Genomic DNA, 22587 nt, shown 5'->3' with positions numbered 1-22587 from the left:
GGCTCGGCTCAGACCGCCCCGGGCACGTCCTCGGTGACCCCGTTCAACTCGGAGTCCGGGTCCGTGCCGTACGGGCGGGTGAGGATCTCCAGGCCGTGGCCCGCCGGGTCGAGGAAGTAGACGCCCCGGCCGCCGTCATTGCGGTTGATACGGCCCGGGTGGTTGCCGTGCGGGTCGGCCTGGATGGGGATGCGGGCCTTGACGAGGCGGGCGAGGGCCTCGTCGAACTCGTCCTCGGAGACGAGGAACGCGTAGTGCTGCATGGGGATGTCGGCGTCGATGGTGAGGAAGTCCAGCGTGACGCCGTTGGCGGTCGTCACCGGCAGGAACAGCCCGGCCGGTGCCCCGACCTCCAGTCCCAGGATCTCCGCGAGGAAGTGAGCGGACTTCTCCCGGTCCCGGGACAGGACGATGGTGTGATTGAACTCGACTGACACGGTTGAATGCCTCCACGGGCATCTCCGCGGCGCCTCCATGCCTCACCCGGACGGTGACCGGCACGCGATGCCGCGCGGTGGATCGTAAACAGGGTGCGGGCGGGTCGTCGAGCGATTTTCGGCCGTGTTCGAGGTCCGTCGGCCGGGCTCTCCCGCCCCCGGCGACCCGATCCTCACCTCTGTCTGCGTCCGGGCCACCGACGCACCGTCCCCCGCACACGCCTGCGGCGGGCCACCGCGAGATCGGTGGCCCGCAGACGGGTGGCGTCCGGTGCGGCTCAGTACCAGCCGGTGTTCACCAGGTCGTGGCCGTCGCACGCGAGCAGGGCGCGCGAGACCCGGCCGTTGAGGTTGTTGCCGATCTTCGTGTAGGCGTAGTTGATGCCGGAGTCGACGGTCTCGGAGACCCAGCCGTCGTTGCGGCCCGTGCCGTTGTCGGAACGCTGCAGTACGGCCACGCAGCCGGGCCGGGAGTTCTCGATCCGGGCGAACGAGCCGCACTTGTCGGAGTAGAAGTACTTCAGGGCCATGCCCTCGGCGTACTGGGTGGGCCCGATCTGGCGGAACGTGCCCGTGCAGAACGAGGTGGTCGGGTACTGCCCCTCCATGCCGTAAAGCCCGTAGTTGCCGCCCGAGAAGGGCTCGGCCTGGGCGGTGGCCGGAAGGAGCGCCATCACCACGGCGGCGCCCCCCGCGGCCAGCACGGTCCTGAGTGATCGGCGGCTCATGAGCCCTCTTTCGTGTGTCGGCGGGTGATCCGGTCGTGCGCTGCGGCCGGCCGCAGCTCGCTGGTCGTGACCGTACGGGGCGTCACCCCACCACCGACACCTGACACTTATCAGGGTCGAAGCCGCAGGTCGCCCCGCTCCGCCGGAGCCCTGACATTCGTCAGGACCGCCCGCCGGCCCGGGCTCCTATCGTGGCGCCGCGGGCCAAGGCCCCGTCGGACAACCGGGCGATCCAGGAAGGGCAACCATGCGCATGCTCCTGCGCGGCGCCGCCGCGCTCGCGGCCGTCGTCACGGTCGCGTCACTCACGAGCGGTGCTGCGGCACACCCCCGTGCGGAGAGGGCCGCCGGAACCGTCCAGACCTCCGAAGCCGCCCAGATCCCGGCCGGCGTCACCGCCGGCGTCGCCGTCTTCGACCGCCGGGCCGGCACGTTCACGGAACAGGTCAACGAGAGCGCGCAGTTCCGGTCCGCCTCGGTCGTCAAGCTCCTGCTGACCCTGGACTTCCTGTGGAACCGCGGGCCCGACTACACCATCCCCCCGGCCGACCGCGCCCGGCTGGAGCCGATGCTGCGCGGCAGCGACGACGACGCCGCGGACCACTACTGGTCGACGTACGGAGGCTCGGCGATCATCAACCGGATGACCGCCCGGACCTCGCTCGGACTGCGCGACACGGCGCCACCGCCCGCCGGGTACCCGGGCTTCTGGGGCTACACCGCCGTCTCCGCCCGGGACACGGTGGCGATCTACCGGTACATCCTGGAGAAGGCTCCCGCGCCCGTCCGTGACTTCATCATGGACAACCTGCGTCGCTCCACCCGCTGCTCCTCCACCGACCACTTCGACCAGCACTTCGGCATCGCGGGGTCGTTCGACCGACCCTGGACGGTGAAGCAGGGCTGGTCCGGGAAGTACGGGAAGGGCACCTGCGGCTCCGAGGCGGAGCCCGCGGGAACCCAGGCGGAGCCGGCCGCCGCCGCTCCCCGCGCCGCCGCCGACGTGAACCTCACCCGCCCGGCGCTGCACACCACCGGCACGGTGGGCGCGGACGACCGCACGATCGTGGCCGTACTGACACTGCACCCGGACGGCACGTCGTACGGCAAGGCGTACACCGACATCGGCCGGCTGACCCGCTCGCTGAACGTGCCGGGCGGGGTACGGCCAGCCGGGACCTGGTTCGGCACCTGGGGCGAGCTCGTGAGCGTCCGCAAGGGCCCGACCACGGGCGACGACCGGATCACCCGGCTCCCCGCCGGCGTCGAGGTGCTGGTCGGCTGCCAGACCCGGGGCCAGGTGGTCGACGTGCCGCCCTACACCAACGAGTGGTGGGCCTATCTGCCCCAGTACGGGGGCTACATGTCCAACATCTACATGAGTTCGCCGGACAACCGGCTGCCGAACGTCCCGGAGTGCGGCTCGCCGCGGCCGTGACGGGAACGGGGGACGAGCGGTGGGCGGGGCCGAGGCCCCGCCCACCGCTCGCGTTCGTGCGGCTCAGCCCTCGTACTCGGCGAGGTAGCGCAGCACCCTGTCCACGTGCGGCCGTACCCGCTCCGGTACGCCGCGCTCCTCGATGACCGCGCGGTCACTGGTGCGGTAGCCGGCCGCGACGAGCGCGGGAAGGTCCTTCTTCGGCAGCCCGGCCTGCTTGAAGCGCTGGTCGAGCCAGCACACGTACAGGCTCATGGTGGCGATCGCGTCCGGTGGCGACATGTGGTCCTTGTCGCCGTCGCCGTCCCCGTCGACGGCCCAGGCCCGGAACACCGACGGCGTCCACATGGCGATGCCGTACTCCTCGCTCTCCGGGCGGGAGGCCTTCGCGTCGAAGTCGCTCTCCGCTTTGATCAGCGCGGCGAGCAGGGCGGGCGTGATCTCCTCGTCGGTGCAGCGGTGGGCCGCACGGGCGATGACGGGGCGCAGCGCCTCGGGTACGTCGGAGTTCTCGGGGATCTCACCGGCCGGCGGGCTGGGCGTACCGGTGACGGCGGGGGTGTCGCGGTCTCGGTCGTCGTCCTGGGTGCCGCCGCCTCCGCCGAGCAGGGCCGCCCCGGCGACCGCGGCGGCGGTCAGGACGACGAGCCCGGCCCCGGCAGCGGGCACCAGGCGTCTTCGGCGGCGGTGCGGACCGCCGGTGGCGGCCTCGACCCGGGCGGCGACGTTGTCGGCCGTGTGCGGGAGACGGGCGGCGTGGTCCGGGGCCAGGCAGTCGGCGATCAGCCGGCGCATGTCCTCGTCGAGGCCGGCGTCGAGCCGCAGGGGCGCGGTGCCGCGCGCGTAGGCCTGGGCGGCGAGCGAGCGGGCCCGGGCCGTCGCGCCCGGGAAGGGATGGAGCCCGCCGGTGAGGACCTGGTGGGCGAGGACGCCGAAGGCCCAGATGTCGGCGGTGGGCCGGACGACGGAGCCCTGGGTGCCGGTGCGCTGGGACCACCACTCGGGCGGCAGGTGGTCGAGGGTGCCGAGCGGCGGCAAGTGGGCGTGCGTGCCGTCGAGTTCGGCGGCCAGGCCGAAGTCCGCCAGCCACACCTGACCGCCCGGGCCCAGCAGCACGTTGGCGGGTTTGAGGTCGCCGTGCACCCATCCGGCGTCGTGCATGTGGGCGAGTCCGGCGGCCACCCCGCGCAGCACGCGGCCGGCGTCCGCGATCGGTCCGCCCGTCCCGGCGGCGTCCAGTACGTCCTTCAGGCTTGCCTCGGCCCGGTCCATGACCAGCGCGATCGCGCCGTCCAGGGCGGGCAGTCGTGGTGCCTCGACCGTACACACGGCGTGCGTGCGGACGAGGTGCGGGTGGTCGGCCTCCGCGCTGAAGCGGACCTCGCGCGCCACGAGTTCACCGAGCGCCGCGCGCTGCCCGGGCCCCAGGGCACCGGTCGGGAGCACCTTCACCGCGACGGGCGTGCCGTCGGCGACCGTACGGGCCTCGTACACGGTCCCCCAGCCGCCGGAGCCGATGACCGCGCCCACTTCCCAGCCTTCGATACGGAAGCCCTCCGGGAGGCCGGGCGGGCGGGGCGCTTCCATCTCGTCGTCCCGGTCGTCTGGCATCGTCATGCGCCTGCCTCCTGCGGGTCGGCGAGGCGGCCGGCGCCGCGGGGCGGCAGCAGGCCGAGGTGTTCCTCGCGGACCAGGCCGAAGCGCAGGGCGAGGGAGGCGAGCCGGGTGCGCTTGGCGCCGGTGCGGCCGCCCTCGGCCGTGGTCGTGGCCTCCTCGCCGAGGTCCAGGCGCAGTTTGGCGAAGGCGAGGTAGTCGATGTGGTAGTTGACCGCGGACCGCGTCAGGTCCCGGCAGGACTCCAGCGGCCGCAGCCGCTCCACGATCTGGCCGACGCCGGGCAGTGCCGAGTCGGAGGGGTCGCGCAGGCGGGGTTCGCACAGGGCCACCAGGACGAGGAAGTACTTCGACGTCGGGTCCAGGGCGAAGGGGTGGACGGTCTGTTCGCCACCGCCCGGCACGGAGTGCTCACCGAGGTAGGCATGCTGGGGTGCGAACACCTTGAACGTGGCGGTACCGGACAGCGCGGGCAGCACCACCCGGGAGAACTCGAAGGGCACGGGCGCCCCGAGCCGCCCGGGTGCGACGGTGAGGTACTCGCCTGCCCCCTCCAGGTTCTCCACCACGTACGACACACTGCGGCTGAAGTTGGACAGCCGCCAGTAGTCACCCGCGGCTTCCAGTTGCCCGGCCCGACGGGAGATGCCGGGGTCGGTCAGCACGATGCGCACTCCCGTTCCGCCGCGTCCGAAGTCCGCGATGTCCCCCGGCCCCAGGTGAATCAGTTCGGGACTGCCCGTCTCACCCGCACCCCATGGGCTGGTACCGGGCAACTGCACGATGATCGTTTCCACGCGGACTCCCCCGCTGATGTCGCCCCCGATTTGGTCGCGAGGATTGTACGGTCGGCTTCCGCTTGCCGCGGAGCCGGCGGGGCCGCCTCAGCGGGCGGATTCCGGGCGTCGGGCGACGAACACGAACTCCCGGCCCGGCCGGTCCGGTGCGTCGCGCACGTCCTCCACCTCGAACCCCTGCGCGGCGAGTTCCGCCTCGACCTCCCGCCGCTCACGAAAGCGCAGCGTCGAGTCCGACGTCAGCACCTGCCCGTCCGCGGCGAACACATAGGTCCACCGGAACGTCACCAGCGGTCCACTCACGTCGAGCAGGTCGACCCAGGACTCGACGGCGCCGACGCCGGCTATGTCCGTCACGCCGTACGTGGCCTCGCGGTTCCACTCCTGCCAGGCGCGGCGGGCCGGTATCCGCGTCTCGAACACCAGGCGCCCGCCGGGCCGCAGCGCAGCGCGGACCCCTCCCAGGGTCCTGTGCCAGTCCTCCGGGCCGGCGAGATCGCGACGGCCGGGGTCGAGCGCGTCGTACACCGCGGCGAGGCGGGGGTGCCGGAAGCACTCGTGGGTCATGCGCCCGAAGGTACGAAGGGCGGCTGCGCGCGGCCACCGGTTTTCGGTGGCCGCGGTCCCTCAGCCGAGGCAGATGACGAGCAGGCAGAGTTCCTTCGACTTGGAGTCGGAGGGAGGTGTCTCGGGCGGGGTGGTCGCCGCGGGCGGGGGTGTCGAGGGGGGTGCCGGCTGCTGCGCGTCCGAGCCGGTCCCTGCGGCCGGCGGTGTCGTCGGCTCGGTGACCGTCGACCCGGACGAACCGGAACCGGCGTTGCCGGTGACCGCGTCGACGGTGTTCTGGACGGTCTTGCGCTGCGGCGGGGTCGTCAGCGGCAGCTCGCGAGGCGCGGTGGCGGCGTCGGTGCGGGTGTCCGTCGGCGTGGTGCGGGGGTCGGCGGCCCGGGGCTGCTGGTGGCGCGAGGCCCGGTCGGTGTGCGGCGCGGTGGCGGGCGAGGAGCGCGGGGTGTCGTGCCGGCTCGACGTGGGTTCGGTGTAGGCGGGCAGCTCCCCCGCCGCGCCTCCCATGGTCTTGTCCTCCGGTGTCGTGGCCGCCTGCACGCCGGGCTTCGCGTTCCCGTTCATCGCGGCGACGGTCAGACCGCCCCCGACGAGCGCGACCGCCGTCGCCACCACGGCCCGGCGCTGGTTCTTCTTCCAGCGGGCCATCTGACGCCGCCGGGCCGCCCGTCCCTCCGGCCGGGCTTCATAGCCCTCGGCCGTGTCGGTGTCCGGGGAGTCGTACCCTTCGCTCGAGCCGGAGCCGGGGCTCTGCTGCGGACGCGCGGGGGTCTCGTCCCACACGGTCTCCTCGTGCCAGGTGCCGGTGGCGGCCGGGTACTCCCAGGCGGCCGGTCCCCCGGAGGCCATGGCGAGCGCGGGGGCCGGGCCGGTACGGCCGCCGATGGCGGACGGGTCGATGTCCGGGGCGTAGGCACCGCACCCCGGGCAGACCAAGGCGCCGTTGAGGTGCCGACGGCACGAGGAGCAGTAGTCCATGTGTGGTTTTCCCGATCTGGCTGTTCCGGCGGCTCGCCGGCCGCGCCCTGGTCACGTTCGCACGTGGGATCGAGCCGTAACGCTAACGAGACTTTGGAAGGGCGGTGTGCAGTCTGTGTGACACCCCTGCACAGATCCTCTGGATCTCGCGTGTGCCATAAGTGACTCGCGAGTAAAAGGGTCGAGGAGTGGGAACGCTTGGGCACCCTCGGTCACGGAACGGGGCCCCCGCTCGCATCCGCCCCCAACTCCCCCAATTTTCCTGCGAACTGACGCACAACCCTTTGGGCACCACGACGGTCACACCATGCAGGAGCAACCACCTCGAAGAGTTGCAAGGGGGAAATATGCGATTCACCCGTTCCGTCCTGGCCGCGTCCGCCGTGGCGGCACTGTCCGTGGGGACCATGACCGCCCTGGCGTCACCGGCTTCGGCCGCGCCCAACACCACCCCGCAGAAGGTCTGCGGGAGTGGGTACAAGACGGTCAACTCGGCGTCCGTCGGCTCGCTGGGGACCGTCTACCTGACCTACAACGCCTCCAACGGCCAGAACTGCGTCGCGACCATCCGCAACAACCCGGGCAAGGCCGTGAACATGTCCGCCTGGATCTACGTCCCGGACACCGAGGAGAGCCACTACGACGAGGGCCTGTTCTCGTCGTACGCCGGACCGACGTACGTCTACGGCAAGGGCCACTGCGTGGACTGGGGCGGCAGCATCGCCAACACGTACGTGCAGGTGTACGGCTCCAACTGCGGTTCTCTGAAGGAGCACCGGGTCACCTTCACTCGCTGACCCCCGCTCCAGCCGGGCCCCACGGGCGACCGTGGTGGCCCGGCTTCTCCGTGCCTGCCCTACGCCCAGGCCGTCACCGGCACGAACGAACTGTCCTGCCGGAACAGGTCCGTTGCGTCGGAGCGCTCCACGCGGAGCTGGTAGGCGTAGTGGCGCAGGTAGTACCCCGGGTAGTTGTACGACTCGAAGCGGACCGAGCCCGAGGAGGCGCCGGCGCGGAGGATGAACGTGGCGTCCTTGGCGAAGGTGCTCGTGCCGTTGTTCGGGTCGAACCGGGCGCGGAAGTCCCAGTGGCGCAGGTAGTTGCCGGCCGCGTCCCGGAAGGAGTAACCGCTGCCGTCGGCCAGACCGGCGACGACCGTGAAGGTGGCGGCCTGCTTCTCGGCGGTGGTGCTGGAGGCGCTGACCACGGGCAGGTTGAGCAGCGAGGACTGCTGCTCCCAGTAGCGGGTCGCGTAGTTGGCCGAGCGGAAGGAGCGCGTGATGTTCCGGGCCAGGGTGGGGCCGCCCGTGACCGTCTCCTTGACCACCGTGAAGTGGCGCGCGGTGCCGGAGATCGCGGGCAGCGCGGCCGGCGCCGTCCAGGTGGCGAAGGTGTCGTAACTGTCGCTGTAGTAGTAGTTCCCGTCACCGTAGCCGTCGAAGAAGATCCGCCAGCCGCCGTTGTCGAGCCGCACCAGGGCCGGGCCCTCGCGGTAGCTGCCCCAGCCCGCCCAGTCGCCGGTCCGGCGGATCGTGTACGGGCCGGTGAGGTTCGAGGCGGTGGCGTACTCGATGTACTTCGTCGTCTCGTTCTTCGGGAAGGCGTGGTACGTCGAGCCGATCTTCACGATGAACGTGTCGATGTGGTTGGCTCCGATGCCCGCGAGCGCGACCGGCGAACTCCACGCCGTGAGCGCCGAGTTCGTGGCCCTCAGCAGGTACGGCGTGAAGATCCACTCGTCGTTCGCGGTGGAGCAGGACACGATGACGCTGACGCTGCCGTCGCTGTCGACGAACCACTCGGGTGCCCAGGCGCGGGAGAGGTTCGCGACGGGGACGGTGTAGTCGTACAGGAACGTCCAGTTGACGCGGTCGGAGCTGCGGGCGAAGCCGATGGTCGTGCTGGGGTCCTGCCAGGTGTGGGTGGTGTAGGTGACGTAGTAGAAGCCGTCGGTGTGCCTGATGACGCTCGCGTCACGGATCCGGTTCGCGGGTGGCGTGTACGCGGAGGAGCGCAGCAGCCGGAAGTCGGTGGCGTCGTCCGACTGGTAGACGTTGACCGTGCCGTCGTCGCTGTTGAGGAACGGCACGACGGTGTAGCGGGTGGCCGAGCCGCTCGGGGGTGCGGCGGCCAGGGCACTGCCGAGCAGTCCGGGGGTTTCGCCGAGCAGGATCGCCGAGGCGGGCAGGACGGCCAGGGCGCGCAGCAGCGCGCGGCGGGACGGGGCGGGGTGTGCGGTCACGGGCGGCTCTCCCTGGGACACCAGGATTCGATATACCGAACACGGTTCGGCAAATCGATCAGAAGTAGGGGCTCAGAACGTAAGGGCGAAGCGGAAGGCCGTCAATGGTTTGAACAGGGGCTGATGTGCCCAGTGAGGAAGATGTGGCCGGTGGGTGAACTTCCACTCCTGTCGTCGGCATTCCGTCACCGGCCACCGGACGTTACCGTTCGGTAGACAGCCGCTTCCGGAGGTGTCCGTATGACGCTCGACCGTTCCGAAGGCCTGGCGGAGGCCGCCCGTGCGCTGGCCGCCGGGGAGGTGACGTCGCGGGCGCTGGTCGAGCGGACCCTGGCGCGGATCGAGGCGACGCAGGGCAGTCTCAACGCCTTCCGGATCGTCCGGGCCGAGGCCGCGCTCGCGGAGGCCGACGCCGCGGACCGGGAACTGGCGTCCGAAGGCGCGCCGAGGCCGCTGCTCGGCGTCCCCGTCGCCGTGAAGGACGACATGGACGTGGCCGGTGAGCCGACCGCCTTCGGCTGCTGCGGGGAGTTCCCGCCGGTCACCGAGGACGGCGAGGCGGTGCGGCGGCTGCGCGCGGCCGGGGCCGTGATCATCGGCAAGACCAACACCTGCGAGTTCGGTCAGTGGCCCTTCACCGAGGGTCCCGCCTTCGGAGCGACCCGCAACCCGTGGAGCACGGAGCACACGCCCGGCGGTTCCTCGGGCGGCTCGGCCGCCGCGGTCGCCGCCGGTCTGGTGCCGGCCGCGCTCGGCTCGGACGGTGCCGGTTCGGTGCGGATCCCGGCCGCGTGGACGCACCTGGTCGGCATCAAGCCGCAGCGCGGACGCGTCTCCACCTGGCCGCGCGGCGAGTCCTTCCAGGGCATCACCGTCAACGGCACCCTGGCCCGCACGGTCGCCGACGCGGCCCTGCTGCTGGACGCCGCGAGCGGCAACCACGCCCAGGACCCGCACCGGCCCCCGGCCCTCGACGTGTCCCGGGCCGTCGGCCGCGACCCCGGGCGGCTGCGCATCGCGCTCTCCCTCAAGCCGCCCTTCACGGCGGTGCCCGCCCGGCTCCTGCCCGAGGTGCGGACCCGGGTGGTCGAACTGGCCGAACGGCTGGCCGCGCTCGGGCACTTCGTCGAGGAGGCCGATCCGCCCTACGGGCAGATCGGGCTGACCTTCGTGCCGCGCGCCACGGCCGGGATCGCCGAGCGCGTGGGCGAGGCGCCCTTCCCGGCGCTACTGGACCGGCGCACCCGGGACGCGGCCCGGCTGGGCCGGCTGCTCGCCGGTGCCCCGCTGCGGGCGGCCCGGCGTGCGGAGACCGCGCTGCACCGGCGCATCGGCTCCTTCTTCACCTCCTACGACGTCGTTCTCGCGCCCACAACGGCCGCTCCCCCGCCCCGGATCGGCGCCCTGCTCGAACTGAGCGGGTTCGCCACCGACCGGGCGATGATCGCCGCCTGCCCGTACGCCTGGCCGTGGAACGTGCTGGGCTGGCCGGGCGTCAACGTGCCCGCGGGTTTCACGCCGGACGGCCTGCCGGTCGGCGCGCAGTTGCTGGGCCCGGCGAACAGCGAGCCCCTGCTCGTGCAGGTGGCCGCCCAGTTGGAGGCGGACCTGCGCTGGGCCGAGCAGTGGCCGTCGCCGCCGGTCACGGCACGTTCCGCTGCCGCCTGAGCGACCGTACGCTGTGCTCATGGCGGACGCGTCGATGGTCGGGCTCATGGGGCGGGTCACCGGAACGATCGGGCCCGGGCTGGTCGGTGAGGTGATCGTCCGGGTGCGCGGCGGCGCCGAGCACTTCCTCGCCCACCCCGCCTCCGCGACCGACCGCATCGAGACGGGGACGGTCGTGATGGTGATCGAGTACCTGCCCCCGAGGACGGTCTACGTGGCGGCTGCGTACGACAGTTGAGCCCGTTGCGACGCAGGTGAGAGCCGTACGCGTCAAGCTTCGGCCAAGGATGCGCCGGTGTCTGTACCCGGGCTCCGCGCAGGAGCACACTCCCCTTCGTTCGGTGCCGAGAGGGCACCATGCAGAGGGGGCGAATGCCGATGGTCGTCGGCGTCGTTGCGGGGGTGGCGGTTGCCGCCGTCCTCGTTCTGATCGGTCTGTTCAAGCTCATGTGGCGGGTCGCCGAACCCAACGAGGCACTGATCATCTCGGGGTCCAAGCACCGCACGGAGGGCATCGAGGAGGGCTTGGGGTTCCGCATCGTCACCGGGCGCGGCACGCTCGTGATGCCCGGAGTGCAGGCGGTGCGCAAGCTCTCGCTCGACCTGAACGAGACAGAACTCCAGGTGGACTGCGTGACCCACCAGGGCATCCCGCTGAAGGTGCGGGGCGTGGTCATCTTCAAGGTGGGCGACGACTTCGTGTCGATCGCCAACGCGGCCCGCCGGTTCCTCGACCAGCAGAAGCTGATGTCGGAGCGGGTGCACAACGTCTTCGCCGGTCATCTGCGGTCCATCGTGGGCGGGCTGACGGTCGAGGACATGATCCGGGACCGGGAGAAGCTCACCGGGCAGACCCGTGCCGCGTGCGGCACCGAGATGGAGAAACTGGGCCTGATCGTGGACTCGCTGCAGATCCACGAGATCGAGGACCCGACCGGGTACATCCAGAACCTCGCCATGCCGCACGCGGCGGCCGTGCAACGCGACGCGCGGATCGCGCAGGCGGAGGCCAACCGGCTGGCCACCGAGGCCGAGCAGCAGTCGTTCGCGCGGATGGCGGAGGCGACCCGGGACAGCGAGATCCTCCAGGCCGGTTACCAGGCCGAGCGCGACACGGCGGCCGCCAAGGCCCGGCAGGCCGGGCCGCTCGCCGAGGCCGGCGCCCGGCAGGAGGTCGTCGTCCAGGAGACGCGGGTGGCGGAGCTGGAGGCGCACCGGCGCGAGCAGCAACTCCAGGCGGACGTCCGCAAACCCGCCGACGCGGCGGCCTACGAGACCCGCACCCTGGCCGAGGCCGACCGCGACGCGCGCATCTCGTCGGCCCAGGCGCAGGCGAAGGAGACGGAGCTCGCGGCGGCCGCCGAGGCCACCCGGGTCAAGACGGCCGCGGGCGCCGAGGCCGAGGCGACCAAGGCCCGGGGCGAGGCGGCCGCGCAGGCGACCCGGGCCACCGGTGAGGCCGAGGCGGCGGCGGCACAGGCCAGGGGCCTGGCCGAGGCCGAGGCGGCCAGGGCGAAGGGCCTCGCGGCGGCGGAGGCCATCAAGGCCCGCGCCGCCGCCCTGGCCGAGAACCAGGAGGCGGTCGTCGCCCAGCAACTCGCCGAGAACTGGCCGGAGATCGTGCAGGCCGGCGCGTCCGCCTTCGGCAACGTCGACAACATGGTGCTGCTCAACGGCGCCGACGGCATGGCGGACGTGTTCGCCAAGGCGCTCACCATGGGTGGCACGGGGCTGGGCCTCGCCCGTCAGCTGCTCGCCTCGATGGACCGGAGCGGGCAGGCACCGCAGGACACCTCGCCCCTGAACGGGCAGACGCAGAAGGTGCCGATGGACGACAGGTGACCCGGGCGGCGTGCTCACGGGGGCAGCCTCTAAGGTGCCCCCGTGAGCACGTTTGCCGACGAGAACGTCCCCGGCCGTCACGGCCCCTCCGCCACCGTCCAGGCCGACCCGCGCGAGGTGGGCCGGGTACGGACGGAGTACTCGCCCGCGCACGACGGCGACCCGGACCCCGGGGAGATCGTCTGGACGTGGGTGCCCTACGAGGAGAACGACGGCCGTGGCAAGGACCGCCCGGTGCTGGTGGTCGCCCGCGAGCCGGGCGGCACCTTCCTGGCGGTGCGGTTGTCCAGCAAGCGGCACGACGGCGACCGGGAGTGGGTGCCGATCGGCAGTGGGCCGTGGGACCGGACGGGCCGGGACTCGTGGGTCGACGTGGACCGGGTGCTGCGCCTGCACGAGGACGGTATGCGCCGGGAGGCGTGCGCCCTGGACCGCATGCGCTTCAACCTGGTCAGGCGCCGCCTGCAGGAGCGCTACGGCTGGAGCTGAACGCCTCCTCGAAGGCGCCCGTCACCGCACGGTCCCGCGTCCGGTCAAGGATCCCGAACACGACATGCTCGAAGGCCTCCGCGAAGCGGCCGCCGGGCCCCAGCAGCGCCCGGAACGCCTCCGCCACCTGCGCGGGGTCGTTGCGGAACACCCCGCAGCCCCAGGCGCCGAGGACGAGTCGACGGTAGCCGTGGGCGGCGGCCGTCTCCAGGACGCGTTCGGCCCGGACCGCGAGGGCCCGCGGCAGTTCGGGGGCCCGTTCGGGCGCCGTGCGGAGCACCACGCCCGCGTTGGGCGCGGGCGAGGTCAGGAAGCCGGCGGTGTACGGCTCTGCCAGCAGGCGGCCCCGGTCGTCGCGGAAGACGGGCACGGCCGGTGAGTGGATGACACGGTCCGTGTAGAACGGGTCGCGGTGGGCCCGGTGGTGGTCGTAGAAGGCCCGGGCCTCCAGGAGGCAGGCGTACAGCGCGGAGGCCCGGCACAGGGCCTCTTCCTGGGCCTGGGCGCCGTTCAGATAACCGCCCCCGGGATTGCGGGCCGAGGCGAAGTTCAGCACGGCCACGTGCCCGCTCAGCCGGCGGGTGGCCTCCAGGCTGCTCTCTCCCGTGACCTCGACCAGCGTCTCCCGCGCCCCGGTCACCCGATCGGCGGGCACCGGCACCGGTTGCGGCCCGTACAGGCGCGTACCCTCGCGCGCCGCCCGCAGCTGCGCCGCGATCGAGACCTCGCGCCCGTCCGACGCACGGTAGGCCCCGGCCGCGACGATCTGCTCGGTCTGCCGCGCGATACCGCGCAGGCGCGCGCTCACGGCGCCACCCCCGTGCGCGCCGTGACCGCGTGCCGCGCGGCCCTTCTTGTCGTGCTCACGCAGGCATCGTGGGCGATGCCCGACCCCCGGTGCAACACAGTTTTCGCCATCGGAGAACGCCCGGGAAAGTCCTTGGAAACACCGGGCCGGACCGTATGGCCGCCCGGGAACGCCCCGGTTAGTCCCCTTGTGCCGAGCGGCATGAGCGTCTTGGGTGGGACGGGTGATCCCGGTCCGGGCCACCGGAGAGCCCGGACCAATGGCATGGTGGAATCTCAGGAGGATCCCGACATGTCCGATTCGGTAGGTGGCTGTACCCGGCCACGCACCTCACTGTCCGAAGCCGAGGTCGAGGCTCTGGTCCACGGCATCTGCTTCAAGACCGGCCCGCCACGCCGCCTCGGCGTCGAGGTGGAATGGCTCGTCCACGAGCTGCGCGCACCGCAGCTCCCCGTCACACCCGAACGACTCGAAGCGGCCTACGCCGCACTGCGGCCCCTGCCTCTGAGGTCGGCGCTCACCGTGGAACCCGGCGGCCAGCTGGAGCTGAGCTCGCCCCCCGGCGCCTCGCTCACGGAAGTCATCGGTACCGTCTCCGCCGACCTCGACGCCGTCCGCGCGGTCTTGCGCCAAGACGGCCTCGCCCTCGTCGGCCTCGGCCATGATCCCTGGCACGAACCCCGCCGGTTCCTGCGCGAACCGCGCTACGACGCCATGGAGGCGTGCCTGGACCGCACGGGCCCCGCCGGTCGCGCCATGATGTGCACCTCCGCCTCCGTGCAGGTGTGCCTGGACGCCGGCCACGAGGAGCCCGGGCCGCAGGGCCTGGTGCGGCGCTGGTGGCTGGCCCACCATCTGGGCGCGGTCCTGGTGGCCGCGTTCGCCAACTCCCCGCTCGCCGGGCACCGTCCGACCGGCTGGCTGTCCACCCGGCAGCTGGCGTGGACCAGGATCGGCGCCGGCCGGGCGGGCGGACCGCGCCTGGACACCGACCCGCGCGGCGCCTGGGCCCGGCACGTGCTGGACTCCCCCGTGATGTGCGTCCGGCGGGACGCCGGGCCCTGGGACGTCCCCGAGGGGCTCACCTTCCGGGACTGGATCCGCACGGGCACGCCCCGGCCGCCCACCCGGGAGGATCTCGACTACCACGTCACGACCCTGTTCCCGCCGGTCAGGCCGCGCGGCCATCTCGAACTGCGCATGATCGACGCGCAGCCCGGGGACGACGGCTGGATCGTGCCGCTCGCAGTGACGGCGGCACTGTTCGACGACCAGGAGGCCACCGAGACCGCCTACCGGGCCGTGAAGCCGCTGGCCGAGCGGACGCTGGGGCTGCCAGCGCCGCACAACCCCCTGTGGCTCGACGCGGCCCGTGGCGGACTGGCCGACGCGGAACTGCGCGAGGTGGCCGTCACGTGTTTCACGACCGCGCTGGAGGCCCTGCCCCGGCTCGGCGCCGCCCCCGAGGTCATCGAGGCCGTCACGGCCTACCTGGACCGCTATGTCGTCCTGGGCCGCTGCCCCGCCGACGACCTGCTCGACCGACAGCGCGGCACGGACGGTCGCGCCCACGGGAAGGACCTCCGCCCATGACCGACACCGATCCCGCTGTCGACGCCGGGACCGTCGACCCCGAGGTGCTCCGTGAGCGGGCGGTCGCCTCACTCGTCGTCGCCCGGGACCGCACCACCCTGCTGACAAGCTGCGTGGAGGATCCCGACCTGACCGCCCAGCACTCGCCGCTGATGTCGCCGCTGGTGTGGGACCTCGCGCACATCGGCAACCAGGAGGAGCAGTGGCTGCTGCGGGCCGTCGCCGGGCACGAGGCGATACGCCCCGAGATCGACGGCCTCTACGACGCCTTCGAGCACCCGCGCGCCGAGCGGCCGAAGCTGCCTCTGCTGTCGCCGGCCGAGGCGCGGACGTACGCGGCCGATGTGCGCGGCCGGGCCCTGGACGTGCTGGAACGGGCCGCGTTCCACGGGACGCGGCTGACGGAGGCCGGGTTCGCCTTCGGCATGATCGCGCAGCACGAACAGCAGCACGACGAGACGATGCTGATCACCCATCAGCTGCGCAAGGGGCCGCAGGCGCTGACCGCCCCGGACCCCGAGCCGGCGCCGCTGTTCACCGGTCCGTCCGAAGTCCTCGTCCCGGGCGGCCCGTTCACGATGGGCACCTCCGGTGAGCCGTGGGCGCTGGACAACGAACGCCCCGCGCACCGACGCGAGGTGGCGCCCTTCCACATCGACACCACGCCGGTGACGAACGCCGCCTACCAAGCGTTCATCGAGGACGGCGGCTACGACAATCCGCGGTGGTGGACGGCCGACGGCTGGGCGCACATCCGCAGGCACGGCATCGACGCCCCGCTGTTCTGGCGGCGCGACGGAAAGCAGTTCCTCAGGCGCCGCTTCGGCGTCACCGAGGTCGTCCCGCCGGACGAGCCGGTGCTGCACGTGTGCTGGTACGAGGCCGACGCCTACGCCCGCTGGGCGGGACGCCGGCTCCCGACCGAGGCGGAGTGGGAGAAGGCGGCCCGGCACGACCCGGCCGGCGACCGCTCGACGCGCTACCCGTGGGGCGACGCCGACCCGGGACCCGAACACGCCAACCTCGGCCAGCGCCACCTGCGTCCGGCGCCCGCCGGAAGCTACCCGGCCGGTGAGTCGCCGCTCGGCGTACGGCAGTTGATCGGCGACGTGTGGGAGTGGACGGCCAGCGACTTCCTGCCGTATCCGGGGTTCAAGGCGTTCCCGTACAAGGAGTATTCGGAGGTCTTCTTCGGGCCCGGGCACAAGGTGCTGCGCGGCGGTTCGTTCGCGGTGGACGCGGTGGCCTGCCGGGGCACCTTCCGCAACTGGGACTACCCGATCCGGCGGCAGATCTTCTCCGGGTTCCGCACGGCCCGGTCGGAGGACGCCTGATGTGCCGTCATGTGGCGTATGTGGGGCCACAGGAGTCGCTGGGCCGGCTCCTCGTGGAGCCCCCGCACGGGCTGTACCGGCAGTCGTGGGCGCCCCGGCACCAGCGGTACGGGACGGTCAACGCCGACGGTTTCGGCGTGGGCTGGTACGCCGAGGGCGACCCGGTGCCGGCCCGCTACCGCCGGGCCGGGCCGATCTGGGCGGACCTGTCGTTCACCGATCTCGCCCGGGTCGTACGCTCCACCGCGCTGCTCGCCGCGGTGCGGGACGCGACACTGTCGGGCGCGGACGCGGAGGCCGCGGCGGCGCCGTTCGCCGCGGGGACCTGGCTGTTCAGCCACAACGGGGCGGTCAAGGGCTGGCCCGGCTCGCTCGCGCCGGTGTCCCGCACCCTGTCCCCCGAGGACCTGTTGTCGCTGGAGGCCCGCAACGACTCGGCGCTCGTGTGGGCCCTGGTCCTGGCCCGGCTGAGGAGCGGCGACGAGCAGGGCCAGGCGCTGGCCGACACGGTCTGGGAGGTCGCCGCCGCCGCGCCCGGTTCCCGGCTCAACCTCCTGCTCACCGACGGCGACACCATCACCGCGACCGCCTGGGGCGACACCCTCTGGTATCTCACCCGGCCCGGCGGCGGCACCGTCGTGGCCTCCGAGCCCTACGACGACGATCCGCACTGGCAGGAGGTGCCCGACCGCACCCTGCTCGCGGCGAGCCGCACGGACGTGCTGCTCACGCCGCTGAAGGAGCCGACCGAGGCCTCCGCGCCCGCACCCGTGAAGGAGCCCCGTACGTGAGCCCGTTCCACCTCACCCGCACGCTGCCCGAGGACGCCACGGACGCCGCGCTGCGCGCCGACGTCCACCGGGGGCTGTCCGGCCGCCCCAGGACACTGCCGCCGAAGTGGTTCTACGACGCGCACGGCAGCGACCTGTTCGAGAAGATCACGGAACTGCCGGAGTACTACCCCACGCGCGCGGAGCGGGAGATCCTCCTCGCGCGCTCCGGCGACATCGCCGCGGCGACCCGGGCACGCACCCTGGTCGAGCTCGGCTCCGGCTCCTCGGAGAAGACCCGGCATCTGATCGACGCCCTCACGGAGCTGCACACCTACGTCCCGGTCGACGTCAGCGAGAGCGCCCTCAGCCAGGCCGGGCAGGCGCTCGCCGCCGAGCGGCCGGGGCTCGACGTGCACGCGCTGATCGCCGACTTCACCGCGGAACTGACCCTGCCGGACACGCCGGGGCCCCGCCTGGTGGCGTTCCTGGGCGGCACCGTCGGCAACCTGCTGCCCGCCGAGCGCGCCGCGTTCCTGGCGTCCGTACGCGCCCTGCTCGCCCCGGGTGACGCCCTGCTGCTGGGCACGGACCTGGTCAAGGACGAGGAGGTGCTGGTCCGGGCGTACGACGACGCGGCCGGGGTGACGGCCGCGTTCAACAGGAACGTCCTGAGCGTGATCAACCGCGAGCTGGGCGCCGACTTCGAACCCGCCGCGTTCGACCATGTGGCGGTGTGGGACGCCGGGCACGAGTGGATCGAGATGCGGCTGCGCTCCCGTACGGCGCAGACGGTGAAGGTGCCGGCGCTCGACCTCGCCGTCGACTTCGCGGCGGGCGAGGAGATGCGGACCGAGGTGTCGGCGAAGTTCCGGCAGGAGGGCGTGCGCGCCGAACTGTCCGCCGCGGGACTGGACCTGGCCCACTGGTGGACGGACGGGGCGGGCCGGTTCGCGCTGTCGCTGAGTGTGGCGCGCTGACACCGGTGAGCCCCGGGGCGGCGGCGACGGCGGGAGACGACGTCTCGCGCTTCGCCGCCGCTTGGGGCACGGTGGAGTGAGCGTGACACTCCCGTCACTGGAAGAGGAGCAGCGGCATGTCGAACCACACCTACCGGGTCACGGAGATCGTCGGCACCTCACCGGACGGCGTCGACCAGGCCGTCCGCAACGGCATCGAGCGGGCCTCGCAGACGCTGCACAACCTGGACTGGTTCGAGGTGACGCAGGTGCGCGGCCAGCTCGAGGACGGGCGGATCGCGCACTGGCAGGTGGGCCTGAAGGTGGGCTTCCGGCTGGACGAGTCCGAGTAGACAGGCGGGCTCCGGCTCTCCTCCGTTAGGCGCTCTCAGGTCCGCCCTTCCCGCTCCTGCGCCGACTTCAGCTCGGCGGACCGGGTCACCCAGTCGGCCCGTACGACGGTGAAGCCCGCACGCCGGGCGTCCGCGCAGACCAGTTCGTCGTCGTCCACGAGGACGCGGATCTCGCGGGTGCGGGCGAGGCGCCGCAGGATCTCCAGCTTGGTGAAGCGGGCGGGCCGCCGGTCGGCGTCCCGCCGCATGTGCACGCGCCCTTCGGGCAGCCCCTGGGCGGCTAGCCAGTCCAGCGTGTCGCGCCGGCAGCGCTCGGGCCGCCCGGTGAGGTAGACGATCTCGCACTCCCGCGCGCTCTCCCGGACCAGCGCGATGCCCTCCGGGACCGGCGGGTCCTGCGGCGCCGCCGAGAAGAACCCGTCCCAGTCCTTGGGCCGGCGCTCCAGGAACTTCTGCCGGTGCGTGGTGTCGGCGAGGGTGTTGTCCAGGTCGAACACGGCCAGCGGGGCCTTGCTGCGGTCGTCACTCACGCCGCCCAGACTAAGCGCATGTGAGACAGCCCGCGTGAACAAGCCATGCACGCGGGCTAATTCACCCGCACAGTTGATGGCTCAAGCACAGCACTGACATACTCCGCTTTCAGCCTCGCCACCACCCGCGGCCGAGGCTGGTCGGGGATCTCCACACAGAACCCCGAGGCCGTCCGCGTGCATCCGGAAAAGCGAGTTCTCCGGATGCACGAGCCCCCACAGAGCCCGCACCCCCACCGCGCGTCCGGCACCCCTTCCCCCTGCCCGGAAACCGGACGCGCCCACCGACCCGACGGGGTCGAGTGCGGGGCACGATGCAGCGAAGAAGGTGCGCCTGTGCCCGAATATTCACCGCGGCGGGATGACACTCCCGCATTTCCGCTTCCGCACATCGAACGTACTCCGCCGTCTCGCATATCCGACCATCCCGAATTTCACTCTCTGCGTCGCGCGCAGCGCCGGTTCGGCATCCGGGCGACGATCCTGTCCGTCGGTGGATTCCTGCTGTATGTACTGCTGTCGAGTTTTGCGCCCGCGGTGATGAACCAGCCGCTGTTCGGCCGCCTCACGGTCGGACTCGTCCTCGGGCTCGGGCAGTTCGTCGTCATGGGCGTGACCGCGTGGTGTTATGTCCGGCACATGCGCACCCGGGTCGATCCGCTCGCCCGCGGCCTCAGGTCCCGGCTGCACGAGACCGAGAGCCGCCGCGCCCGTTCGGCGGTGCCTCCACAGGGGGCCGGGCAGCCGCTTCAGCACGGGACGAGGGGGTTCCGCACGTGGTGACCGCCGCCGCCATCGACGACAGCAGTCTGCAGCTGACGTTCGTCCTGTTCCTGACCGTGGTCGTGATCACCCTGTTCACGGCGCTGCTGACGGCTCCTCAGCGCGACGAGATCAGCGAGTTCTACCTCGGCAACCGCGCCATGTCGCCGCTGCGCAACGGCCTCGCCATGTGCGGCGACTACCTGTCCGCCGCCACCCTGCTGGGCAGCACCGGGCTGGTCGCCCTGACCGGGTACGACGGGCTGATGTACCTCGGCGGCACCACGGTCGCCTGGATGATGGTCCTGCTGCTGATCGCTGAACCCCTGCACCGCACGGGCAAGTTCACACTGGGCGACACGGTGGCGCTGCGCCTGCCCCGGCAGCAGCGGCCGGTACGGGTCGCGCTGGCGGTCTGCATCCTGGCCATCGCCACGCTCTACCTGGTGGCCCAACTGGTGGGCAGCGTGGCCCTGCTGACGCAGTTCACCGGTGTGCCGAGCGGCACCACCCGCACCCTGTGCGTGGTCGTGATCGGCGTCTTCGTGATCCTGTACGCCTCCCTCGGCGGCATGCCCGGCGCCACGGTCATCCAGATCATCAAGGCCGTCATGCTGGTGGTGGGCGTGCTGTTCACCGCGGGATGGGTGCTCCACCACTTCGACTGGAACCCCAACGCGCTGCTGGAGAGGGCCTCCGAACGCAGCGGCTCGGGCCTGAGCTTCCTCGAACCGGGGCTGCGCTACGGTGGCACCGTCAGCAACAAGCTGGACTTCCTCAGCCTCGAACTGGCCATCGTGCTCGGCCTCGCCGCCCTCCCGCACGTGCTGATGCGGTTGCTCACCCCGCGCAACAGCGGCGTCCTGCGCTCCTCCGTGCTGTGGGCCATCGGCCTGGTCGGCGCGGTCTGCTTCGGGGCGGGCATCATGGGCCTCGGTGCCACCGCGCTGCTCGGCCGGGACACCATCGAGAGCACGGACCGCACCGGCAACGCCTCCGTCCTGCTGCTCGCCCACGAGCTGGGCGGCAGTGTCCTCACCGCGCTGCTGACCTGCCTGGCCTATCTGACGCTGCTCGCCGTGGCGGTCGGTCTCACCCTGGCCGCGGCGTCCTCCCTCGCGCACGACCTGTACAGCGAGGTGATCCGCAAGGGCCGGGCGAGCGAGACGGAGGAGCTGACCGTGGCCCGGCTGTCCGGGGCGGTCATCGGAGTCCTGGGCATCCTGCTGGCCCTCGTCGCGTGGGGGGCGAACACCGCGACGCTCGCCTTCCTGGCCTTCGCCATCGCGGCGTCCGCGATCCTGCCGACGATCATCTACACCCTCTTCTGGCGGCGCTTCAGCGCGAAGGGCGCCCTGCTCAGCCTCTACGGCGGTCTGCTCTGCTCCGTCCTGCTGGCCACCTTCTCCCCCGTCGTCTCCTCGGCCCCGGGCTCGTTCTACCCCGAGGCCGACTTCGCCTGGTTCCCGCTGCAGAACCCCGGCATCGTCTCCATCCCCATGGGCTTCCTCCTGGGCTGGCTCGGCACGGTGCTGGACAAGAGCCCGGGCGAAGAGGCCGGCGCGCACGAGGAGTTCGAGGTGCGGATGCTCGTGGGCGCGGACGACTGACACGCCTGTCCGGGACAGCGGTGGCCGGGCATCTCGACGCACATTGTTAATGGGATCCATTTTCATGTAGCGTTCTCGGTGCCCGCCCACCGAGGAGGAGTCCCCATGGCTGTCCCCAAGCGGAAGATGTCCCGCAGCAACACCCGTCACCGCCGCGCCCAGTGGAAGGCGGCCACCCCGACGCTGGTCCCCGTCACCGTCGACGGCGTCCGTCACCTCGTCCCGCAGAACCTGGTCAGGGCCTACGAGCGCGGCCTGCTACGCCCCGACGGCTGAGCGGGCCGCCTCCGGGTAGAAGTGCGCCCGGACCCGGTGCAGCCAGGCCTCCACCGGCGCCTCGTCGGGCTCGTCCGGCAGCGCTGTGGGGCCCGCGTCGAAGGCGGCCTCGTAGTGCCTGAGCAGAGGCAGCGCGGCCGACGGGTCGGCGGCGACGCGCTCGCCGAAGGCGTGGTACTCGTCCGGGTTCTCGACACGGATCGTCAGCCGCCCGGTGGTGTACAGCTCCAGGCCCTGGCCGCACAGCCGCTTGAGATGCCGGGCGTGCTTCGCGGTGCGCTTGCGGGTGTCGGCGGAGAACGAACCGTCGCCGCGCGCCTCCAGCCGCCGGAACTGCTGGGTGGCGTACCCGAGATAGGCGTCCCTCACGCGCCGGGCGCTCAGGAACGCCGTACGGATGCCGATGAGCTCGTCGCCGAGCGGGGTGCGCACCTCGTACAGGTCGTCGGGGAGCCACACCAGCTCCATCGCGGTCGGGTTGCCGCCGAGGGCCAGCCGGCACCACTTGGCCGCCTCGTGCAGGGTGTGGTCCGGCGCGGTGCTGACGTGCGACTCCTTCGGCCGGCGCAGACCGTGCAGCTCTCCGGTGGGCGCGGCGAACAGGCCGAGGCGGTCGATGTCCGAACCCGGGCGGGCGAGGCCATAGGCGGTCGATCCGACGATGCCGGAGAGCAGGACGTTGGGGACGGTCACGGTGGGCCGCCTTTCGCTACGGGATATCGGAACATTGTCCTGACGTGGCAGGACGCGGTCACCCGGTTTTCCGGCGGTGGTCCCCTTGGCGGCGCCGGAATA

At 72.2% G+C, this 22587-nt stretch carries 24 protein-coding genes; 14 read left to right on the top strand and 10 right to left on the bottom strand.

Features of this window, described 5'->3' with window-relative positions:
- Positions 1-8 precede the first annotated feature (8 nt).
- Both CEB94_RS36410 and CEB94_RS36405 read right to left on the bottom strand, forming a co-directional pair.
- Positions 9-437 carry a VOC family protein gene (locus tag CEB94_RS36410; RefSeq protein WP_175436204.1) on the bottom strand — a complete coding sequence of 143 codons (429 nt, stop codon included), beginning with the start codon at positions 435-437 and terminating at the stop codon, positions 9-11.
- Between the two features lie 278 nt (positions 438-715).
- Entirely contained in the window at positions 716-1165 is a 450-nt protein-coding gene (locus CEB94_RS36405) for a hypothetical protein (RefSeq protein ID WP_175436203.1), read from the bottom strand.
- A 247-nt stretch (positions 1166-1412) separates the two neighbouring features.
- On the opposite strand from CEB94_RS36405, the gene CEB94_RS36400 reads away from it, so the two are divergent.
- Positions 1413-2603 carry a hypothetical protein gene (locus CEB94_RS36400; RefSeq protein ID WP_175436202.1) on the top strand — a complete coding sequence of 397 codons (1191 nt, stop codon included), beginning with the start codon at positions 1413-1415 and terminating at the stop codon, positions 2601-2603.
- A 63-nt stretch (positions 2604-2666) separates the two neighbouring features.
- Here CEB94_RS36400 and CEB94_RS36395 read toward each other — a convergent pair whose 3' ends face one another.
- From CEB94_RS36395 to CEB94_RS36380, 4 genes are all read right to left on the bottom strand, one after another.
- Complete coding sequence (locus CEB94_RS36395; protein ID WP_246112026.1) at positions 2667-4220, bottom strand: serine/threonine-protein kinase; 1554 nt, start codon at positions 4218-4220, stop codon at positions 2667-2669.
- Complete coding sequence (locus CEB94_RS36390; protein WP_175436201.1) at positions 4217-5014, bottom strand: serine/threonine protein kinase; 798 nt, start codon at positions 5012-5014, stop codon at positions 4217-4219. The genes CEB94_RS36395 and CEB94_RS36390 overlap by 4 nt, the downstream gene beginning before the upstream one ends.
- 87 nt (positions 5015-5101) lie before the next feature.
- On the bottom strand, positions 5102-5581 hold the full coding sequence (locus CEB94_RS36385) for a hypothetical protein (RefSeq protein WP_175436200.1): 480 nt from the start codon (positions 5579-5581) through the stop codon (positions 5102-5104).
- Positions 5582-5641: 60 nt separating this feature from the next.
- Positions 5642-6556, bottom strand: a complete 915-nt coding sequence (locus CEB94_RS36380; RefSeq protein WP_175436199.1) for an SCO2400 family protein — start codon at positions 6554-6556, stop codon at positions 5642-5644.
- Positions 6557-6903: 347 nt separating this feature from the next.
- On the opposite strand from CEB94_RS36380, the gene CEB94_RS36375 reads away from it, so the two are divergent.
- Positions 6904-7353 carry a spore-associated protein gene (locus CEB94_RS36375; protein ID WP_175436198.1) on the top strand — a complete coding sequence of 150 codons (450 nt, stop codon included), beginning with the start codon at positions 6904-6906 and terminating at the stop codon, positions 7351-7353.
- Between the two features lie 59 nt (positions 7354-7412).
- On the opposite strand, the gene CEB94_RS36370 is transcribed toward CEB94_RS36375, so the two are convergent.
- A complete protein-coding gene (locus tag CEB94_RS36370; protein WP_175436197.1) occupies positions 7413-8798 on the bottom strand; it encodes a glycoside hydrolase family 43 protein in 1386 nt (461 codons plus the stop codon).
- A 240-nt stretch (positions 8799-9038) separates the two neighbouring features.
- On the opposite strand from CEB94_RS36370, the gene CEB94_RS36365 reads away from it, so the two are divergent.
- From CEB94_RS36365 to CEB94_RS36350, 4 genes are all read left to right on the top strand, one after another.
- Positions 9039-10466 (top strand): amidase, encoded by a 1428-nt coding sequence (locus tag CEB94_RS36365; protein WP_175436196.1) that lies wholly within the window; start codon positions 9039-9041, stop codon positions 10464-10466.
- Positions 10467-10485: 19 nt separating this feature from the next.
- Positions 10486-10704 carry a hypothetical protein gene (locus CEB94_RS36360; RefSeq protein WP_246112025.1) on the top strand — a complete coding sequence of 73 codons (219 nt, stop codon included), beginning with the start codon at positions 10486-10488 and terminating at the stop codon, positions 10702-10704.
- Between the two features lie 134 nt (positions 10705-10838).
- Positions 10839-12308: an SPFH domain-containing protein gene (locus CEB94_RS36355; RefSeq protein ID WP_175437314.1), complete on the top strand. Its 1470-nt coding sequence runs from the start codon at positions 10839-10841 to the stop codon at positions 12306-12308.
- Positions 12309-12350: 42 nt separating this feature from the next.
- The gene (locus CEB94_RS36350) at positions 12351-12797 is read left to right on the top strand and encodes a type II toxin-antitoxin system PemK/MazF family toxin (RefSeq protein ID WP_053673727.1); all 447 of its coding nucleotides are present in this window, start codon (positions 12351-12353) and stop codon (positions 12795-12797) included.
- On the opposite strand, the gene CEB94_RS36345 is transcribed toward CEB94_RS36350, so the two are convergent.
- Positions 12760-13605 (bottom strand): TIGR02452 family protein, encoded by an 846-nt coding sequence (locus CEB94_RS36345; RefSeq protein ID WP_175436195.1) that lies wholly within the window; start codon positions 13603-13605, stop codon positions 12760-12762. The two genes, CEB94_RS36350 and CEB94_RS36345, sit on opposite strands and share 38 nt — an antisense overlap.
- A gap of 291 nt (positions 13606-13896) precedes the next feature.
- Here CEB94_RS36345 and egtA point away from each other — a divergent pair, with 291 nt between their 5' ends.
- The 5 genes from egtA (at position 13897) to CEB94_RS36320 (ending at position 18614) form a co-directional block, all read left to right on the top strand.
- The gene (gene egtA, locus CEB94_RS36340; RefSeq protein WP_175436194.1) at positions 13897-15198 is read left to right on the top strand and encodes an ergothioneine biosynthesis glutamate--cysteine ligase EgtA; all 1302 of its coding nucleotides are present in this window, start codon (positions 13897-13899) and stop codon (positions 15196-15198) included.
- Entirely contained in the window at positions 15195-16532 is a 1338-nt protein-coding gene (gene egtB, locus CEB94_RS36335; RefSeq protein ID WP_175436193.1) for an ergothioneine biosynthesis protein EgtB, read from the top strand. Before egtA ends, egtB begins: the two co-directional genes overlap by 4 nt.
- Entirely contained in the window at positions 16532-17323 is a 792-nt protein-coding gene (gene egtC, locus CEB94_RS36330) for an ergothioneine biosynthesis protein EgtC (protein ID WP_175436192.1), read from the top strand. The genes egtB and egtC overlap by 1 nt, the downstream gene beginning before the upstream one ends.
- Positions 17320-18282: an L-histidine N(alpha)-methyltransferase gene (egtD, locus tag CEB94_RS36325; RefSeq protein WP_175436191.1), complete on the top strand. Its 963-nt coding sequence runs from the start codon at positions 17320-17322 to the stop codon at positions 18280-18282. The genes egtC and egtD overlap by 4 nt, the downstream gene beginning before the upstream one ends.
- A gap of 116 nt (positions 18283-18398) precedes the next feature.
- The gene (locus CEB94_RS36320) at positions 18399-18614 is read left to right on the top strand and encodes a dodecin (RefSeq protein ID WP_175436190.1); all 216 of its coding nucleotides are present in this window, start codon (positions 18399-18401) and stop codon (positions 18612-18614) included.
- A 35-nt stretch (positions 18615-18649) separates the two neighbouring features.
- Here CEB94_RS36320 and CEB94_RS36315 read toward each other — a convergent pair whose 3' ends face one another.
- The gene (locus tag CEB94_RS36315; protein WP_175436189.1) at positions 18650-19144 is read right to left on the bottom strand and encodes a phosphatase domain-containing protein; all 495 of its coding nucleotides are present in this window, start codon (positions 19142-19144) and stop codon (positions 18650-18652) included.
- 336 nt (positions 19145-19480) lie between these two features.
- Here CEB94_RS36315 and CEB94_RS36310 point away from each other — a divergent pair, with 336 nt between their 5' ends.
- The 3 genes from CEB94_RS36310 (at position 19481) to rpmF (ending at position 21792) form a co-directional block, all read left to right on the top strand.
- Positions 19481-19927: a DUF485 domain-containing protein gene (locus CEB94_RS36310; protein WP_175436188.1), complete on the top strand. Its 447-nt coding sequence runs from the start codon at positions 19481-19483 to the stop codon at positions 19925-19927.
- On the top strand, positions 19921-21516 hold the full coding sequence (locus CEB94_RS36305; RefSeq protein ID WP_175436187.1) for a sodium/solute symporter: 1596 nt from the start codon (positions 19921-19923) through the stop codon (positions 21514-21516). Before CEB94_RS36310 ends, CEB94_RS36305 begins: the two co-directional genes overlap by 7 nt.
- A gap of 105 nt (positions 21517-21621) precedes the next feature.
- Positions 21622-21792 carry a 50S ribosomal protein L32 gene (gene rpmF / locus CEB94_RS36300; protein ID WP_031108795.1) on the top strand — a complete coding sequence of 57 codons (171 nt, stop codon included), beginning with the start codon at positions 21622-21624 and terminating at the stop codon, positions 21790-21792.
- On the opposite strand, the gene CEB94_RS36295 is transcribed toward rpmF, so the two are convergent.
- Entirely contained in the window at positions 21775-22485 is a 711-nt protein-coding gene (locus CEB94_RS36295) for a nucleotidyltransferase domain-containing protein (RefSeq protein WP_246112024.1), read from the bottom strand. The two genes, rpmF and CEB94_RS36295, sit on opposite strands and share 18 nt — an antisense overlap.
- Positions 22486-22587 lie beyond the last annotated feature (102 nt).

This window comes from Streptomyces hawaiiensis (assembly GCF_004803895.1).
Taxonomy (GTDB): Bacteria; Actinomycetota; Actinomycetes; order Streptomycetales; family Streptomycetaceae; genus Streptomyces; species Streptomyces hawaiiensis.
This window is presented reverse-complemented; position numbering and strand designations above follow the sequence as displayed.

Excerpts from the sequence above, each read along its gene's own strand:
- CEB94_RS36365 (WP_175436196.1), top strand. The coding sequence starts at position 9,039 with ATGACGCTCGACCGTTCCGAAGGCCTGGCGGAGGCCGCCCGTGCGCTG.
- egtA (WP_175436194.1), top strand. The coding sequence starts at position 13,897 with ATGTCCGATTCGGTAGGTGGCTGTACCCGGCCACGCACCTCACTGTCC.
- CEB94_RS36385 (WP_175436200.1), bottom strand. The coding sequence starts at position 5,581 with ATGACCCACGAGTGCTTCCGGCACCCCCGCCTCGCCGCGGTGTACGAC.
- CEB94_RS36395 (WP_246112026.1), bottom strand. The coding sequence starts at position 4,220 with ATGACGATGCCAGACGACCGGGACGACGAGATGGAAGCGCCCCGCCCG.
- egtC (WP_175436192.1), top strand. The coding sequence starts at position 16,532 with ATGTGCCGTCATGTGGCGTATGTGGGGCCACAGGAGTCGCTGGGCCGG.
- CEB94_RS36360 (WP_246112025.1), top strand. The coding sequence starts at position 10,486 with ATGGCGGACGCGTCGATGGTCGGGCTCATGGGGCGGGTCACCGGAACG.
- CEB94_RS36355 (WP_175437314.1), top strand. The coding sequence starts at position 10,839 with ATGCCGATGGTCGTCGGCGTCGTTGCGGGGGTGGCGGTTGCCGCCGTC.
- CEB94_RS36400 (WP_175436202.1), top strand. The coding sequence starts at position 1,413 with ATGCGCATGCTCCTGCGCGGCGCCGCCGCGCTCGCGGCCGTCGTCACG.
- CEB94_RS36375 (WP_175436198.1), top strand. The coding sequence starts at position 6,904 with ATGCGATTCACCCGTTCCGTCCTGGCCGCGTCCGCCGTGGCGGCACTG.
- egtB (WP_175436193.1), top strand. The coding sequence starts at position 15,195 with ATGACCGACACCGATCCCGCTGTCGACGCCGGGACCGTCGACCCCGAG.
- rpmF (WP_031108795.1), top strand. The coding sequence starts at position 21,622 with ATGGCTGTCCCCAAGCGGAAGATGTCCCGCAGCAACACCCGTCACCGC.
- CEB94_RS36320 (WP_175436190.1), top strand. The coding sequence starts at position 18,399 with ATGTCGAACCACACCTACCGGGTCACGGAGATCGTCGGCACCTCACCG.
- CEB94_RS36380 (WP_175436199.1), bottom strand. The coding sequence starts at position 6,556 with ATGGACTACTGCTCCTCGTGCCGTCGGCACCTCAACGGCGCCTTGGTC.
- CEB94_RS36405 (WP_175436203.1), bottom strand. The coding sequence starts at position 1,165 with ATGAGCCGCCGATCACTCAGGACCGTGCTGGCCGCGGGGGGCGCCGCC.